Source organism: Rosenbergiella epipactidis (assembly GCF_018494055.1).
GTDB lineage: Bacteria > Pseudomonadota > Gammaproteobacteria > Enterobacterales > Enterobacteriaceae > Rosenbergiella > Rosenbergiella epipactidis.
Genome location: NZ_JABBFQ010000002.1, coordinates 1 through 14767, shown reverse-complemented (window position 1 = coordinate 14767; position 14767 = coordinate 1). Strand labels below are relative to the sequence as shown.

Sequence of the window (14767 nt, the reverse complement as noted above, 5' to 3'; positions counted from 1 at the left end):
TAAGCGAGTATTATGGCTAACCCACGTTTTATTCATCTTCATGTCCATAGCGATTACTCCATGATTGATGGTATCGCTAAAACCGGTGCTTTAGTTAAAAAAGCAGCGAGTTTAGGCATGCCTGCTCTGGGTATCACGGACCATATGAATTTATGTGGTTTGGTCAAATTTTATGGTGCTGCGTTAGGGGCCGGTGTTAAACCGATTATCGGCGCTGATCTGAAAGTGATCAATCCTCTATTGGGCGACGAGCCAATGCAGCTTACGGTGCTTGCGGCCAACAACGAAGGCTATCAGAACCTCACATTGCTTATTTCTAAAGCCTATCAGCGGGGATATGGGCATCAGGGGCCAATTGTTGATCAGCAATGGTTAATTGAACATGCACCCGGCCTTATCTTGTTATCCGGGGGCTTTAAAGGGGATGTGGGTTATAGCCTGTTAAGAGGTAATGCTGCGCTGGCGGAACAGTGCCTTGCCTTCTACCAAGAGTACTTCCCAGACAATTACTATCTGGAACTTACCCGAACGGGTCGTAATGACGAAGAGAACTACTTACACCAAGCGCTACAGTTAGCGGTTGATCACCAGATTCCCGTCGTAGCCAGTAACGATGTGTGCTTCCTCAGCCATCAAGATTTTGATGCCCATGAAATTCGAGTCGCTATCCATGATGGCTATACACTTGATGATCCTAAACGTCCCAAACTGTATACCGAACAACAATATCTCCGTACTGAAGAGGAGATGTGCGAACTCTTTGCCGATATTCCCGAAGCCCTGGCTAATAGTGTCGAGATCGCCCGCCGTTGCAACGTCACCATCCGACTCGGTGAGTATTTTCTCCCACAATTCCCGACGGGTGAGATGACCACGGAAGACTTTTTAGTCGCAAGTTCCAAAGCGGGTTTGGAAGAGAGACTTGTGTTCCTCTTTCCCGACGATGAGGTCCGTGCTGCCAAGCGTCCAGCCTATGATGAGCGCTTAGAGATAGAATTAACGGTAATTAACCAGATGGGGTTCCCGGGTTACTTCCTTATCGTGATGGAATTTATCCAGTGGTCAAAAGACAATGGCGTACCTGTTGGCCCTGGCCGAGGCTCCGGTGCAGGTTCGTTGGTGGCCTATGCACTGAAAATCACAGATCTCGACCCACTCGAATTTGATCTGCTATTTGAACGGTTCCTCAATCCAGAACGTGTATCGATGCCGGACTTTGATGTCGACTTCTGTATGGAGAAGCGTGATTTAGTTATCGACCACGTGGCCGAGATGTATGGTCGAGAAGCGGTATCGCAGATCATTACCTTTGGGACCATGGCAGCAAAAGCGGTTATTCGTGATGTCGGGCGAGTCCTCGGGCATCCTTACGGCTTCGTTGATCGGATTTCGAAATTAATTCCGCCTGACCCTGGAATGACCCTAGAGAAAGCTTTCATAGCCGAGCCTCAGCTACCTGAGATTTACGAGGCCGATGAAGAAGTCAAAGCCCTGATCGATATGGCTCGTAAGCTTGAAGGGGTAACGCGTAATGCCGGTAAACATGCGGGAGGCGTTGTTATCGCGCCAACTAAAATTACTGACTTTGCCCCGCTGTACTGCGATGAACTGGGTCAGCATCCCGTTACGCAGTTCGATAAAAATGACGTGGAATATGCTGGGCTCGTCAAATTTGACTTCCTAGGTTTACGGACGCTCACCATCATCAACTGGGCATTGCAGATGATCAATGCACGGCGTGAGAAGCAAGGTGAGCCGCCAATCAATATCGATGCGATCCCGCTCGATGATAAAAAAAGCTTCGACATGCTTCAGCGTGCCGAAACCACCGCCGTGTTCCAGCTTGAATCGCGGGGGATGAAAGATCTTATCAAGCGACTTAAACCGGACTGCTTTGAAGATATGATCGCACTGGTCGCATTATTCCGCCCTGGCCCCTTACAGTCCGGAATGGTTGATAACTTTATAGACCGGAAACATGGCCGTGAGGCGATTTCGTATCCGGATATCCAGTGGCAGCATGAAACTCTGCAGCCAGTGCTTGAGCCAACCTATGGCATCATCCTGTACCAAGAACAGGTAATGCAGATTGCACAGGTGCTCTCGGGTTACACATTAGGCGGCGCTGACATGTTGCGCCGGGCGATGGGTAAAAAGAAACCGGAAGAGATGGCCAAGCAGCGCTCAGTCTTCAAAGAGGGGGCAGAGCGAATGGGCGTCGACGGCGAGTTGTCGATGAAGATCTTCGACTTAGTGGAAAAATTTGCTGGCTATGGTTTTAATAAATCTCACTCAGCGGCCTACGCGTTAGTTTCCTACCAAACCTTATGGTTAAAAGCTCACTATCCAGCAGAGTTTATGGCTGCCGTCATGACGGCTGATATGGACAATACGGAAAAAGTGGTCGGTCTAGTCGATGAATGTTGGCGAATGGGCTTGAAGGTCCTGCCCCCTGATATCAACGCTGGGCTCTATCCTTTCCACGTCAATAACGATGGTGAAATTGTTTATGGTATTGGTGCAATAAAGGGCGTTGGTGAAGGTCCAATTGAAGCAATACTTGAAGCGAGGAATCAAGGCGGTTATTTTAAGGAGCTATTTGACCTCTGCGCGCGCACGGATATCAAAAAAATTAATCGCCGTGTGATGGAAAAACTGATAATGTCCGGTGCCTTCGACCGATTAGGGCCACATCGGGCGGCATTAATGAGTGCGCTCAATGATGCACTGAAAGCTGCCGATCAGCATTCAAAGGCGGAAGCAACAGGGCAGGGCGATATGTTTGGGGTCCTTGCAGAAGAACCTGAACAAATCGAACAGTCATATGCCAGTATAAATCGATGGCCAGAACAGGTACAGTTAGACGGTGAAAGGGAGACGTTAGGGTTATACCTTACAGGTCATCCCATTAATCAGTACCTGAAGGAAATCGAACGTTATGTTGGCGGGATGCGCTTAAAAGATATGCATCCTACTGAGCGTGGAAAAATAACCATTGCAGCAGGGTTAGTCCTCGCGGCAAGAGTGATGGTCACGAAACGTGGCAACCGAATTGGTATATGTACACTGGATGATCGTTCTGGCCGTTTAGAAGTAATGTTATATACTGACGCGCTAGACAAATATCAGCAGTTACTGGAAAAAGATAAAATTCTGATCGTTAGTGGACAGGTCAGTTTCGATGATTTCTCTGGTGGTCTTAAAATGATTGCAAGAGAAGTGATGGATATTGATGAAGCCCGTGAAAAATATGCTCGCGGTCTTGCTCTCTCACTAATGGACAGGCAAATTGATGACCAGCTTTTAAACCGTCTTCGACAGGTGCTCGAACCTCATCGTTCAGGCACTATCCCGGTGAATCTCTATTATCAAAGAGACGATGCTCGGGCTAAATTACGATTTGGGGCAACTTGGCGGGTGACGCCGAGTGATCGTTTGTTAAACGATCTACGTCTCGTCATCGGAACGGAGCAGGTTGAACTGGAGTTTGATTAAAACAGGAACATTATGAGTCTTAATTACCTGGATTTTGAACAGCCTATCGCTGAACTTGAAGCGAAAATTGATTCACTGAAATCCCTTGGCCCTCAAGATGAAAAGCACGACATTAATCTTGATGATGAAATTCAACGCTTGCGTGGCAAAAGTGTCGAGCTGACGAAGAAAATCTTCGCAGATTTAGGTGCTTGGCAAGTTGCACAATTAGCGCGTCATCCAATGCGTCCTTATACCTTGGATTATGTGCGTAATGCGTTTGATGATTTCGATGAGTTAGCGGGTGATCGGGCTTATGCAGACGACAAAGCAATTGTCGGGGGTATCGCACGATTAGACGGGCGCCCAGTGATGATTATTGGTCATCAAAAAGGTCGCGAGACGAAAGAAAAAATTCGCCGTAATTTTGGTATGCCAGCGCCAGAAGGTTACCGTAAGGCATTACGTCTGATGGAAATGGCTGAGCGCTTTAAAATGCCTATTATCACGTTTATCGATACTCCAGGGGCTTACCCAGGTGTTGGTGCGGAAGAACGTGGTCAGGCGGAGGCAATTGCCCGTAACTTGCGTGAAATGGCTGGCCTAACCGTACCGGTGATTTGTACTGTCATCGGTGAAGGCGGCTCGGGAGGAGCGTTAGCTATCGGTGTGGGCGATAAAGTCAACATGTTGCAATACAGTACCTACTCCGTTATTTCTCCTGAAGGATGTGCGTCGATCCTGTGGAAGAGCGCGGACAAGGCACCGTTAGCGGCCGAAGCGATGGGTATTACGGCCGACCGTCTTTCAGAACTCGAGCTAATTGACAGCGTGATCCCTGAGCCATTAGGGGGAGCACACCGTCACCCTAAAGAGATGGCTGCAGCGCTAAAAGAGCAATTATTAACGGATTTGGCTGAGCTTGATGAACTCTCTACCGAAGAGCTATTAGATCGCCGTTATGAGCGTCTGATGAGTTACGGCTACGCGTAAGCATTCGCTAATAAATAAGGTCGCTTTGGCGGCCTTTTTTTATCACTTTTTATCAGGGGAGAGCGGCTATGCTACACCTCAAAGCTATCCACCATATCGCGATTATCGCCTCCAATTACCCACAGAGTCGGCATTTCTACTGTCAGATACTGGGTCTTCAGCTACTTAATGAAACCTATCGTGCTGAGCGTCAATCTTGGAAGGCAGATCTTGCGTTAGACGGGCGGTATGTTATTGAACTCTTTTCTTTCCCCGATGCCCCTCCCCGTGTCAGTTATCCCGAAGCGTGCGGCTTACGTCACCTCGCCTTTGCTGTTGAAGATCTTGAACAGGCGATCCGTTTTTTAGCCTCGCATCATATTGAGTGTGAACCGATCCGAATTGATCCTATCACCGATAAAGCCTTTACCTTCTTTAGTGATCCTGATGGCTTACCGCTGGAATTCTATCAAGATGGAGTAGACGATGCCGAGTGATCTCAATCTTCACGGTCATCGAAAGCTTTTGGTTGGCTTTAGTGGGGGACTTGATTCCACCGTTTTATTACATCAATTATCGCAATTACGGTTTAGGCAATCGCTCTCTCTACGCGCTATCTATATTCATCATGGATTAAGTCAGCATGCAGACCAGTGGTTAGTACACTGTCGACGTGTATGTGCCGAGTTAGAGATTCCTTTTGTTAGTCGCAACGTGCAGCTATTAGGCGAAAAAGGCGGGATTGAGGCTGAAGCACGAAGCTTGCGTTATGCTACGTTTAAGCAAGTCCTCGATCCCGATGAAGCGTTGGTGACCGCTCATCATCAAGATGATCAGTGCGAAACTTTTCTTCTCGCGTTGAAACGCGGCAGTGGGCCAGCAGGCTTATCGTCAATGCCATCGATGCGTAAACTAGGGAATCACTGGCACTTACGCCCTTTATTACACATATCTCGGCAAGAGCTAGAACAGTATGCAACCTCTCATCATTTGAGTTGGATCGATGATGAGAGCAATCAAGATGATCATTATGATCGAAATTTTTTACGCCTACGTATCTTGCCGCGATTAATGCAACGTTGGCCACAATTCTCACGCAGTGTCACCCGTAGTGCGGAATTATGCGCTGAGCAGGAGCGTTTACTGGATGAATTGCTGGCATCAGATTTACAACGGTGCGTAGCGGATGACGGCTCAATCGATATCGGCTACTTAGCGGATGCTACAGAGCAAAAACGAAATGCTTTATTACGGAGATGGTTAAGTCACAGAGGTTCAATGACCCCGTCCCGTGAGGCTCTAACGCGTCTGTGGCAAGAAGTTGCCTTAAGCCGAGATGACGCAAGTCCACAATTGCTGATAGGCAATAAGTCTTTAAGGCGCTACCAGCAGCGTCTCTATCTTAGTCGGATATTTCCTGCCTTACGCGGAACCCGCTTTTCATGGCAGAGTGCTTCAACGCCGTTGGTGCTCCCCAACGGTCTCGGAACCTTACGCTTAACGGCGACGAATAGCCAAGGTTTGCGCTTACGGGCACCCACTGATGAAGAGTCCATGACTGTGCGTTTTGGCCAATCGGCTTATCTGCACCTTGTCACGCGGCAGGGCGGAAGAAGCCTGAAAAAAATATGGCAAGAGAAAGCGATTCCAGTCTGGTTAAGAGAAAATATCCCGCTAATCTATTTCAACGAGGAGTTGGTGTGCGCCCCAGGCATTTTTATGACACAAGCTGGCGTGTCGAAGAAAGGTGAAGGATACGCTGTAGTGTGGGAGGGGATAGATCCAGAGCTAAAACCGTGGATACATTTTAGCTCTGGGGAAGAGACTAATTTTGAGTGATGGTAATAGTCCCGATTTCAGGGTGACTAAAGCTTTCGATAGCGTCTAATCGTACTTCGTGCTGTTCACCATGATACTTATACGAAAGATACTCAACTTTTTTTCTTAAGAACAAATCGGCTGCTTCTGCCTTCAACGACTCACCGCTGCGTAGGGTGAGTTGAAGTAACAAATGATGTTGGCAGGCGAGTTCCAGATTGTCATAGTCATCACAATTAATGGGCTGATAGGTATCATTGATTGACATAATTGCTCACCTGTAAGTAAATGGCGGATTCCCGCGGGCCTTACACAAACGCACTACAGTGTAATGCGTCACTGAACTTTAAGCTTATGGCAACGTAATATGCCAGACTATCCTGAGATAATACGAAGACTTACCCTATGTTGTCACTTTTTATCTTTAGACTAGCCTAGGCGTTTGTAAGGCGTAATGCAAGTCAGCCCACACATCCTGCTAAAGCACAATGGGGCATAATTGGAGAACTTATGGCGTTAAAAGCCACTATATTTAAGGCTAATGTCGATATTTCAGATCTTGATCGACACTACTATGGCAGCCATACCTTAACCTTGGCACGTCATCCCTCTGAAAACGATGAGCGGATGATGCTCAGGTTGTTTGCATGGTGCCTTTACGCATCGGAGCGACTAGAGTTTACGCGCGGGCTATCCTCTGGTGAAGAACCTGAAATTTGGCAACATCATGATCACGGTAGCCCAGAGTTATGGATTGAACTGGGATTACCTGACGAAAAACGGTTAAAAAAAGCGGTTAGCCAAGCATCGAACGTGGTGTTATTTACTTATCAATCTCGTGCCGCAGCGGTTTGGAAGCAGCAGAACTTAGGAAAGCTCGCGCAATTTAAAAATCTAACGATTTGGCATGCGACTGATGAACAATTAAGTCAGCTCGCGGCATTGGCACAACGAAATATGTCGTTGCAAGTTACCTTGCAAGAAGGTGTTATCTGGCTTTCAGATGGCAGCAATAATATAGAAATAGAGTTAGAACTATGGCAGAAAGCAGTGTAATTACCATCAATGCGCAACAGAAGATTGCAAGTGCAGAAATAGAAACCTCCGCAATACGCGCCCAAGGTGCGGGGGGGCAAAATGTCAATAAGGTTTCTTCCGCCATTCATCTTCGTTTCGACGTCAGAGGATCGAGTCTTACAGAGGATGCGAAAGCCCTGATTTTGAGTAAGCGCCATCATCTACTGACTGAAGATGGGATAATAGTGATTAAGTCGCAGAACGCGCGTTCTCAAGAGAAAAATAGAGCGTTGGCGATTGAACGACTCCGTGCGGTGTTGGCACAGTTATTAGTCGTATCGAAAACCCGTAAGGAAACTAAGCCCTCGAAGGCGTCTAAGCTTCGTCGACTGGATGGTAAAAGCCGGACGTCGTCGAAGAAAAATCTACGAGGTAAGGTGAACCTAGAGTGATGAATAATGGCCCTCGTAACGAGGGCCATGTAGAGGTTTTTAGCGTTTAATTTGAGACAGTAAACGCTCAACAATCGCTTCTGGTGATAGCATCTCTTTTTCACCGGTACGACGATTCTTGTACTCAATTTCATTATTATCTAAATTACGATCACCGATAACAATGGCGTGCGGGACACCAATCAATTCCATATCGGCAAACATTACGCCTGGACGCTCTTTACGGTCATCTAAGATGACATCGAGTCCTGCGCTACGCAGTTGTTCGTAAAGCTTTTCGGCTAATTCTTGTACGCGGAATGACTTATGCATATTCATCGGTAAAATCGCGACGTGGAAAGGCGCAATGGCTTCTGGCCAAATAATTCCTCTCTCATCATGATTCTGTTCAATGGCTGCAGCGACAACACGTGTTACGCCGATTCCATAACATCCCATCAGTAAGGTTTGGTTACGACCGTCTTCACCTTGAACGGTCGCTTTCAAGGCTTCTGAGTACTTGGTTCCCAGTTGGAAGATATGACCCACTTCAATACCGCGCTTAATGAGCAGGGTACCTTTACCATCAGGGCTCTTATCACCGGTTACCACATTACGGATATCGGCGTAGCGTGCTTCTGGCAGGTCGCGTAGCCAGTTAACGCCAAACCAGTGTTTACCGTCTAGATTTGCCCCGACAGCGAAATCGCTCATGACTTTCAAGCTGTGGTCAGCAATGATCGGCATCGCCAATCCAATAGGTCCCAGTGAGCCAGGACCCGCACCGATAGCATCACGAATCTCTTGCTCCGTTGCAAAACAGAGCGGTGAGGCAACTACATCCAATTTCTCTGCTTTCACTTCATTCAATTCATGATCACCACGGACTAACAGCGCCACTAAGGTGTGTTCGCTCTCTTCTGCTGCTTTGACGATAAGCGTTTTAACGGTTTTATCGATTGAAAGAGAGAATTGCGAGACTAAGTCAGCAATGGTCTTGGCATGAGGTGTGTCTTGTTGCATCAAGGCTTGAGAGGGTGCAGCACGTTCGGTAGTTGGGGCAACGGCTTCAGCTAATTCGATATTGGCTGCATAATCCGACTGATCAGAGAAGATGATGTCATCCTCGCCACTCTGTGCAAGAACTTGGAATTCGTGAGACGCGCTACCACCAATCGACCCAGTATCCGCTTGTACAGCACGAAAATCTAATCCCATACGACTGAATATCTGGCTATACGCGCGATACATGATGTCGTAGGTCTGTTGCAGGGAATCTTGATGGCTATGGAAAGAATAGGCATCTTTCATAATAAATTCGCGCGAACGCATCACACCAAAGCGTGGCCGAACTTCATCGCGAAACTTAGTCTGAATTTGGAATAAGTTTAAGGGCAATTGTTTATATGAGCTCAGTTCGTTACGAATAAGATCGGTAATCACTTCCTCGTGCGTAGGGCCAAGCACGAAAGGGCGTTCGTGGCGATCTTTTATACGTAAGAGCTCGGGACCGTACTGTTCCCAACGTCCACTCTCTTCCCATAAGTCGGCAGGTTGAACAACAGGCATCGTCACTTCAACGGCACCTGCATTTTCCATCTCCTCACGGACGATTTTTTCGACTTTACGTAAAACACGAACTCCGGTCGGTAACCAAGTATATAAGCCTGAGGCAAGTTTACGGATCATCCCTGCACGGAGCATTAATTGATGACTGATTACTTCAGCATCAGAAGGTGTCTCTTTGAGCGTTGAAAGTAGATATTGAGTAGTACGCATGAATATGGTTCCAGTTGAACGGAAAGCTGTTTTAGTGAGTAGTATATAGTTTATCAGTGAGTGAATGGCGTAAAAAGCCTATTTCATTGGCTCGATTGCAATCACTTCTGTTCCCAACGGTGTTACCTGCCAGCGTACAGTAAAATCACTCAAACTGGCAGCATAAAAATGAGCGTCATCTTGGCGGCGGCGGTACGCCGGGCGAGGATCTTGCGCGAGGACTTGTTGGATAAATTCAGCCAAGGTTGGATGACTGTGTTGATAGCATGACAAATGCTGTTTCGCGGCATCCGAAAAATATACCTGCATACTGGCTTCTGGCGCTGATTGAGCATAGCCGGCACGAGCATCGGGTAAAGACTCGGCAAAAGGTAAATAGGGTTTGATATCGACAATGGGCGTACCATCCACCAGGTCGACACTGCCTAATTCAAGGATTACCCGTCTTTTTTCATAGCGAACACCTTTAAACTCGACGAGAGACATACCAATGGGATTAGGTCTGAACGTTGAGCGGCTCGCCAATACACCAATTTTGTCGTTACCGCCAAGTCGAGGAGGGCGAACAAGTGGCTTCCATCCTTGCTGTTGGGTCTGATGGAAGATGAAAAGTAGCCATAGATGGCTGAAGTTTTCGATACCACGTACCATATCATGATGGTTATAAGGGGCGACAAGCTCCAGCTCGGCGCCCATGGCCGTGACCAACCCGGGTTGACGGGGAACCGCAAACTTCTCTTTCCAAGGGGAGTGAATCGTACCTATTTGCTCTAAAGAAAATGAATTCATTGCGTGACTTTTAACGCAGAGCCTTGGCAAACCGCTTCACGATAGCAACCAGAGTTAGTTGAAATAACTTCACATTGGTGAACAAGCACTGCGTTAGCTTTCAGTGATGATGCTTTTACCTGCATACGTTTGCGTGCGGTATTAAGGTTAGGCGGTGAGCTTTGTGCATTAGTTTGGCAGTCTTCACCCGAGACTTCACCTAAATCACGGAACGGCTTATTAATGAGGTCTGCAGGATTAGTATAGAGTTGCACCGGCGCCGCTCTGTGTACAGGTTTGCGTACCTTTTCCTGATGTTGAGCTTGAGGCTTTTCGGGGAAAGGCTCGACGGGTTTGTACTGAGTAGTACAACCGGCAAGTCCTACAATCACCATACAGAGTGGTAATAAGCTAAAACGCATTGAATCTTCCTCACTCAACTGTTCATTAGAGGGTTAGCATACAGGTATCGACGCCTATTGAAAAAATAAAGGCGACTCTCGTCGCCTTTACCTATTATATTAACAGTATTTACCAGCCTTTAACGGCACCACCGTTAAAAATTTTCTCAGCGGCTTGTTCAACCTGCTCTGATTGATAAGCTTTGATAAATTTCTTAACATTATCGGCATCCTTATTATCTTCGCGGGTCACAATAAGGTTGGTATAAGGTGAGTTTTTGTCTTCGGCGAACAAACCATCTTTAACGGGAGTTAAGCCGATTTGACTCGCGAAGGTTGTGTTAATCACGGCAATGGCAATTTTGTTGTCGTCTAACGAGCGTGGAAGCTGTGGAGCTTCTAATTCAACAATCTTTAGATTTTTAGGATTCTCCGTAATATCTAAAGAGGTTGGTAGTAGACCGACATCGTCTTTTAATTTAATTAATCCAACCTTTTGTAATAATAGTAGTGAACGCCCTAAATTCGTCGGGTCGTTCGGTACTGCAATTTGGGCACCATCTTGCAGTTGGTCTAAAGATTTAATTTTTTTCGAATAGCCAGCAATCGGATAGACGAAGGTTTTCGCTACCGAAGTGATTTTATATCCGCGGTCTTTAATTTGCTGATCGAGATAAGGTTTATGCTGGAAGGCATTGGCATCAATATCACCTTTGCTCAGTGCTTCGTTAGGTAGAACGTAGTCAGTGAATGGTACCAGCTCAACATCAAGATGATATTGGTCTTTAGCAACTTTCTGAGCAACCTCTGCCACTTGTTGCTCTGAACCGGCAATGACCCCCACTTTGATATGGTTGGGATTTTGTTGCGATTTCTGGTCACAGCCAACTAAAGCTAATGTTGCAACAATCGCGCTGAGGGTGGCTAATTTTTTTAACGTAAAAGTCATGGGATTTCCTTAATTATTATCGAGACAAATTACTATTTATGAGTGACGAGCCTAACAACACGATCGCCGATAAGTTGGATCAGATAGACCAAAATAACCAGCAATACTAAAACCGTATTCATGATTGTCGCATTATAGCCGATATAGCCATATTGGATACCAATTTGCCCTAAACCGCCTGCACCCACTGCACCGCCCATGGCAGAATATCCCACCAAGGTAATCAGCGTGATGGTTGCAGCATTAATAAGACCCGGTAACGCTTCAGGTAAAAGAACCTTACGGATAATTTGTAGCGGCGTCGCGCCCATTGAACGAGATGCTTCAATTAGTCCAGAAGGAAGTTCAAGCAGAGCATTTTCGACCATGCGTGCAATAAATGGTGCTGCGCCAATCGTTAAAGGAACTATTGCTGCTTGCAACCCTATTGACGTCCCGACCAGTGCACGGGTGAAGGGGATCATCCAGACAAGTAAGATGATGAATGGGACTGATCTAAAAATATTTACGACCGCTGAAATAATGCGGTAGAGCACTTGGCTCTCTTTGATTTGCCCAGGACGCGTAATATAAAGTAGTACGCCAACAGGTAGACCAATAACAAATCCAAAGAAACCTGAGACAAAGGTCATGACTAAGGTTTCCCAAATACCGCCGGCTAGTAGCCAAATCATTGCCTCAGACATAGCCTAACACCTCTGTTTTTACTTGTTTTTGTTGTAGCCATTCGATGGCTTGTTGGCACTGTTGTTGTTCGCCCGCTATTTCGGTAAGCATAATGCCGAATTTAACCCCACCGGCATAATCCATCTGCGCGCTGATAATGTTACAGTCAACATTGAAGCGGCGTGAAATATCAGATAATAGCGGGGCATCAACGGATTGACCGGTAAACTCGAGTCTAATCAGCGGAACTTTGTTTGATTCAGCGGTCTGGCTGAGACGCTGTTGATAGTCTTCAGGAATATCGAGATGCAGAGTTGATTGGATGAATTGCTGCGCGAGAGGTGTTTTTGGATGAGAGAACACCTCGCTCACTTTATCATTCTCGATCAACTCGCCCTTACTGATGACGGCTACTTGATCGCAGATACGTTTAACAACGTCCATTTCGTGAGTGATGAGTAGGATAGTGATCCCCAAACGGCGATTGATATCTTTGAGTAATTCTAAGATAGAGCGAGTCGTTGCAGGATCGAGTGCGCTGGTGGCTTCATCACAGAGTAGCATTTTAGGATCGCAAGCGAGTGCACGGGCTATTGCGACACGCTGTTTTTGGCCTCCCGATAGGTTTGCAGGGCGAGCATCGTACTTATCCGCCAGTCCAACCAGTTCGAGTAACTCAGTTACGCGCTTTTTTATATCAGCCTTAGAATGATTTTCCAGCTCAAGAGGTAGCGCAACGTTACCGAAAACCGTGCGCGAATTGAGCAAGTTAAAATGTTGGAAAATCATACCAATTTCACGCCGAGCTAAGGTTAACTCATGGGCATTTAACGTCGTGAGATCACGTTCATCGACAATGACTTTACCCGAGGTCGGGCGCTCAAGAAGATTGACGCAACGAATAAGAGTACTTTTCCCTGCCCCTGAAGCACCAATCACGCCATAGATTTGCCCTTGGGGGACATGAAGCGTGACATCGCGTAAGGCTTGTATAGTCAGATTTCCCTGTTGAAATCGCTTAGTTATATTTTCGAGTTTTATCATTATAGTGTTTGTACTTAATGTCATTATGCCGCTGAAGTAAGGAACCAAAATCAATTGGTGATTAGCTGGATGTTAAGCTATCTAGACGGCTAAATCAATCTAGCCTTTATATCCTAATTAGAAAAGACCCATTAATTTCCGATCTCCTTATCTATATAAGGAAGATAATTGAAGCAAACCGCATTAGTTACCTTACCAGTGATAAAGTACGGTAAAGGCATTTCACCAGATTTGGGAAACTACGTCGAAGTAAAGACAGTGATCATTAGATGGCGTTCGTGCGATAATAGCTCCTTGACTGAAATGGAGTAATTTTTTGTTATGAAACCCGCAATTTTTTTAGACCGTGATGGCACGATTAATCTCGATCATGGTTATGTACACCTTAGTGATGACTTTCAATTTATTGATGGTGTAATTGACGCAATGGTTGAGTTAAAGAAGATGGGATATCTGCTCGTTCTCATCACAAACCAGTCAGGGATTGCAAGGGGGTTATTCACGGAAGACCAATTTATGCATCTCACCGAATGGATGGACTGGTCGCTCGCGGATAGAGGTGTCGATTTGGATGGGATCTATTTTTGTCCTCACCATCCTCAAGCGATTATTGAAGAGTATCGTCAAGATTGTGAGTGTCGCAAGCCTAAAGCAGGAATGTTTGTTGATGCACAAGCTCAACTCGATATCGATATGAGTGCTTCTTATATGATTGGGGATAAAATGGAGGACATGTTGGCAGCCTCAGCAGCCGGTGTGGGCCATAAAGTTTTGGTAAGAACAGGGAAGGATGTTACACCGGAAAGCGAATCTGCAGCAGATGCAGTGCTCAATAGCCTCGCTGACCTCCCTAATTATCTCGCTAAAAAGCAGTAATCGCTGGCTTTATCAGCATAATGCTTGAACTTTGAACGCTTGAGCATTTTTTTTAAAAAAAATGCTCAAAGGGTATTGCGCCTTTTTCTGAACTCCCTATAATGCGCATCCACTGACACGGCAAAGCACGATACGCAGCGCGGTGACAGGGACTGAAGCGATTCGGTCCAGGAGAAAAAATCAAAATAATGATTGACTCCTGAGGTGAAGCGAGTAATATACGCCACCTCGCGACAACGAGTTAAAACGTTGATTCGCAATGCTCTTTAACAATTTATCAGACAATCTGTGTGGGCACTCGCAGGATTGATATCACAAAAAACTTTGTAGTATCAAGTCTTGAAGAGTGACACTGAAAATTCATTTACGAATAACAGAATAATTTCTTTGAGCATCAAACTTTAAATTGAAGAGTTTGATCATGGCTCAGATTGAACGCTGGCGGCAGGCCTAACACATGCAAGTCGAACGGTAACAGAGAGTAGCTTGCTACTCTGCTGACGAGTGGCGGACGGGTGAGTAATGTCTGGGGATCTGCCTGATGGAGGGGGATAACTACTGGAAACGGTAGC

Annotated in this window: 14 protein-coding genes and 1 rRNA gene; 8 read left to right on the top strand and 7 right to left on the bottom strand. The window is 46.3% G+C overall.

All coding sequences use genetic code 11. From position 1 onward, the window contains the following. The first annotated feature begins 12 nt into the window (after positions 1–12). The 4 genes from dnaE (at position 13) to tilS (ending at position 6285) form a co-directional block, all read left to right on the top strand. Positions 13–3495: a DNA polymerase III subunit alpha gene (gene dnaE, locus HGT71_RS03035; RefSeq protein WP_214216547.1), complete on the top strand. Its 3483-nt coding sequence runs from the start codon at positions 13–15 to the stop codon at positions 3493–3495. Between the two features lie 12 nt (positions 3496–3507). Continuing rightward, positions 3508–4467: an acetyl-CoA carboxylase carboxyl transferase subunit alpha gene (gene accA, locus HGT71_RS03030; protein ID WP_048911574.1), complete on the top strand. Its 960-nt coding sequence runs from the start codon at positions 3508–3510 to the stop codon at positions 4465–4467. Positions 4468–4535: 68 nt separating this feature from the next. Continuing rightward, entirely contained in the window at positions 4536–4943 is a 408-nt protein-coding gene (locus HGT71_RS03025) for a VOC family protein (RefSeq protein ID WP_214216545.1), read from the top strand. Next, a complete protein-coding gene (gene tilS, locus HGT71_RS03020; protein WP_214216543.1) occupies positions 4933–6285 on the top strand; it encodes a tRNA lysidine(34) synthetase TilS in 1353 nt (450 codons plus the stop codon). Before HGT71_RS03025 ends, tilS begins: the two co-directional genes overlap by 11 nt. Here the strand turns inward: tilS and rof are convergent. After that, positions 6272–6532, bottom strand: coding sequence for a Rho-binding antiterminator (gene rof, locus HGT71_RS03015; RefSeq protein WP_048911577.1), 261 nt, complete (start codon positions 6530–6532; stop codon positions 6272–6274). The two genes, tilS and rof, sit on opposite strands and share 14 nt — an antisense overlap. Positions 6533–6774: 242 nt before the next feature. On the opposite strand from rof, the gene HGT71_RS03010 reads away from it, so the two are divergent. Both HGT71_RS03010 and arfB read left to right on the top strand, forming a co-directional pair. Continuing rightward, the gene (locus tag HGT71_RS03010; protein WP_214216541.1) at positions 6775–7320 is read left to right on the top strand and encodes a YaeQ family protein; all 546 of its coding nucleotides are present in this window, start codon (positions 6775–6777) and stop codon (positions 7318–7320) included. Next, positions 7302–7733, top strand: a complete 432-nt coding sequence (gene arfB / locus HGT71_RS03005; protein ID WP_214216540.1) for an alternative ribosome rescue aminoacyl-tRNA hydrolase ArfB — start codon at positions 7302–7304, stop codon at positions 7731–7733. Before HGT71_RS03010 ends, arfB begins: the two co-directional genes overlap by 19 nt. Positions 7734–7772: 39 nt before the next feature. Here the strand turns inward: arfB and proS are convergent, their stop codons facing one another. The 6 genes from proS to metN form a co-directional block, all read right to left on the bottom strand. Next, positions 7773–9491 (bottom strand): proline--tRNA ligase, encoded by a 1719-nt coding sequence (proS, locus tag HGT71_RS03000; protein WP_214216539.1) that lies wholly within the window; start codon positions 9489–9491, stop codon positions 7773–7775. A gap of 78 nt (positions 9492–9569) precedes the next feature. Then, positions 9570–10280: a tRNA (N6-threonylcarbamoyladenosine(37)-N6)-methyltransferase TrmO gene (gene tsaA / locus HGT71_RS02995; protein ID WP_214216538.1), complete on the bottom strand. Its 711-nt coding sequence runs from the start codon at positions 10278–10280 to the stop codon at positions 9570–9572. After that, on the bottom strand, positions 10277–10681 hold the full coding sequence (gene rcsF, locus HGT71_RS02990) for an Rcs stress response system protein RcsF (protein ID WP_099822517.1): 405 nt from the start codon (positions 10679–10681) through the stop codon (positions 10277–10279). The genes tsaA and rcsF overlap by 4 nt, the downstream gene beginning before the upstream one ends. A gap of 109 nt (positions 10682–10790) precedes the next feature. Then, complete coding sequence (locus HGT71_RS02985; RefSeq protein ID WP_214216536.1) at positions 10791–11609, bottom strand: MetQ/NlpA family lipoprotein; 819 nt, start codon at positions 11607–11609, stop codon at positions 10791–10793. Positions 11610–11641: 32 nt separating this feature from the next. Continuing rightward, positions 11642–12295 (bottom strand): methionine ABC transporter permease MetI, encoded by a 654-nt coding sequence (locus HGT71_RS02980; protein WP_048911584.1) that lies wholly within the window; start codon positions 12293–12295, stop codon positions 11642–11644. After that, a complete protein-coding gene (gene metN / locus HGT71_RS02975; RefSeq protein WP_214216534.1) occupies positions 12288–13319 on the bottom strand; it encodes a methionine ABC transporter ATP-binding protein MetN in 1032 nt (343 codons plus the stop codon). The genes HGT71_RS02980 and metN overlap by 8 nt, the downstream gene beginning before the upstream one ends. A gap of 321 nt (positions 13320–13640) precedes the next feature. Between metN and gmhB the strand changes: the two genes are divergently transcribed. Both gmhB and HGT71_RS02965 read left to right on the top strand, forming a co-directional pair. Beyond that, positions 13641–14195 (top strand): D-glycero-beta-D-manno-heptose 1,7-bisphosphate 7-phosphatase, encoded by a 555-nt coding sequence (gene gmhB / locus HGT71_RS02970; protein WP_214216533.1) that lies wholly within the window; start codon positions 13641–13643, stop codon positions 14193–14195. Between the two features lie 403 nt (positions 14196–14598). After that, positions 14599–14767: ribosomal RNA gene (locus HGT71_RS02965) — 16S ribosomal RNA — on the top strand; the annotation flags it as partial.

What these genes read in the sequence shown, in the direction of transcription:
- dnaE (WP_214216547.1), top strand. Translation starts at nt 13, where the DNA reads ATGGCTAACCCACGTTTTATTCATCTTCATGTCCATAGCGATTACTCC.
- accA (WP_048911574.1), top strand. Translation starts at nt 3,508, where the DNA reads ATGAGTCTTAATTACCTGGATTTTGAACAGCCTATCGCTGAACTTGAA.
- HGT71_RS03025 (WP_214216545.1), top strand. Translation starts at nt 4,536, where the DNA reads ATGCTACACCTCAAAGCTATCCACCATATCGCGATTATCGCCTCCAAT.
- tilS (WP_214216543.1), top strand. Translation starts at nt 4,933, where the DNA reads ATGCCGAGTGATCTCAATCTTCACGGTCATCGAAAGCTTTTGGTTGGC.
- rof (WP_048911577.1), bottom strand. Translation starts at nt 6,532, where the DNA reads ATGTCAATCAATGATACCTATCAGCCCATTAATTGTGATGACTATGAC.
- HGT71_RS03010 (WP_214216541.1), top strand. Translation starts at nt 6,775, where the DNA reads ATGGCGTTAAAAGCCACTATATTTAAGGCTAATGTCGATATTTCAGAT.
- arfB (WP_214216540.1), top strand. Translation starts at nt 7,302, where the DNA reads ATGGCAGAAAGCAGTGTAATTACCATCAATGCGCAACAGAAGATTGCA.
- proS (WP_214216539.1), bottom strand. Translation starts at nt 9,491, where the DNA reads ATGCGTACTACTCAATATCTACTTTCAACGCTCAAAGAGACACCTTCT.
- tsaA (WP_214216538.1), bottom strand. Translation starts at nt 10,280, where the DNA reads ATGAATTCATTTTCTTTAGAGCAAATAGGTACGATTCACTCCCCTTGG.
- rcsF (WP_099822517.1), bottom strand. Translation starts at nt 10,681, where the DNA reads ATGCGTTTTAGCTTATTACCACTCTGTATGGTGATTGTAGGACTTGCC.
- HGT71_RS02985 (WP_214216536.1), bottom strand. Translation starts at nt 11,609, where the DNA reads ATGACTTTTACGTTAAAAAAATTAGCCACCCTCAGCGCGATTGTTGCA.
- HGT71_RS02980 (WP_048911584.1), bottom strand. Translation starts at nt 12,295, where the DNA reads ATGTCTGAGGCAATGATTTGGCTACTAGCCGGCGGTATTTGGGAAACC.
- metN (WP_214216534.1), bottom strand. Translation starts at nt 13,319, where the DNA reads ATGATAAAACTCGAAAATATAACTAAGCGATTTCAACAGGGAAATCTG.
- gmhB (WP_214216533.1), top strand. Translation starts at nt 13,641, where the DNA reads ATGAAACCCGCAATTTTTTTAGACCGTGATGGCACGATTAATCTCGAT.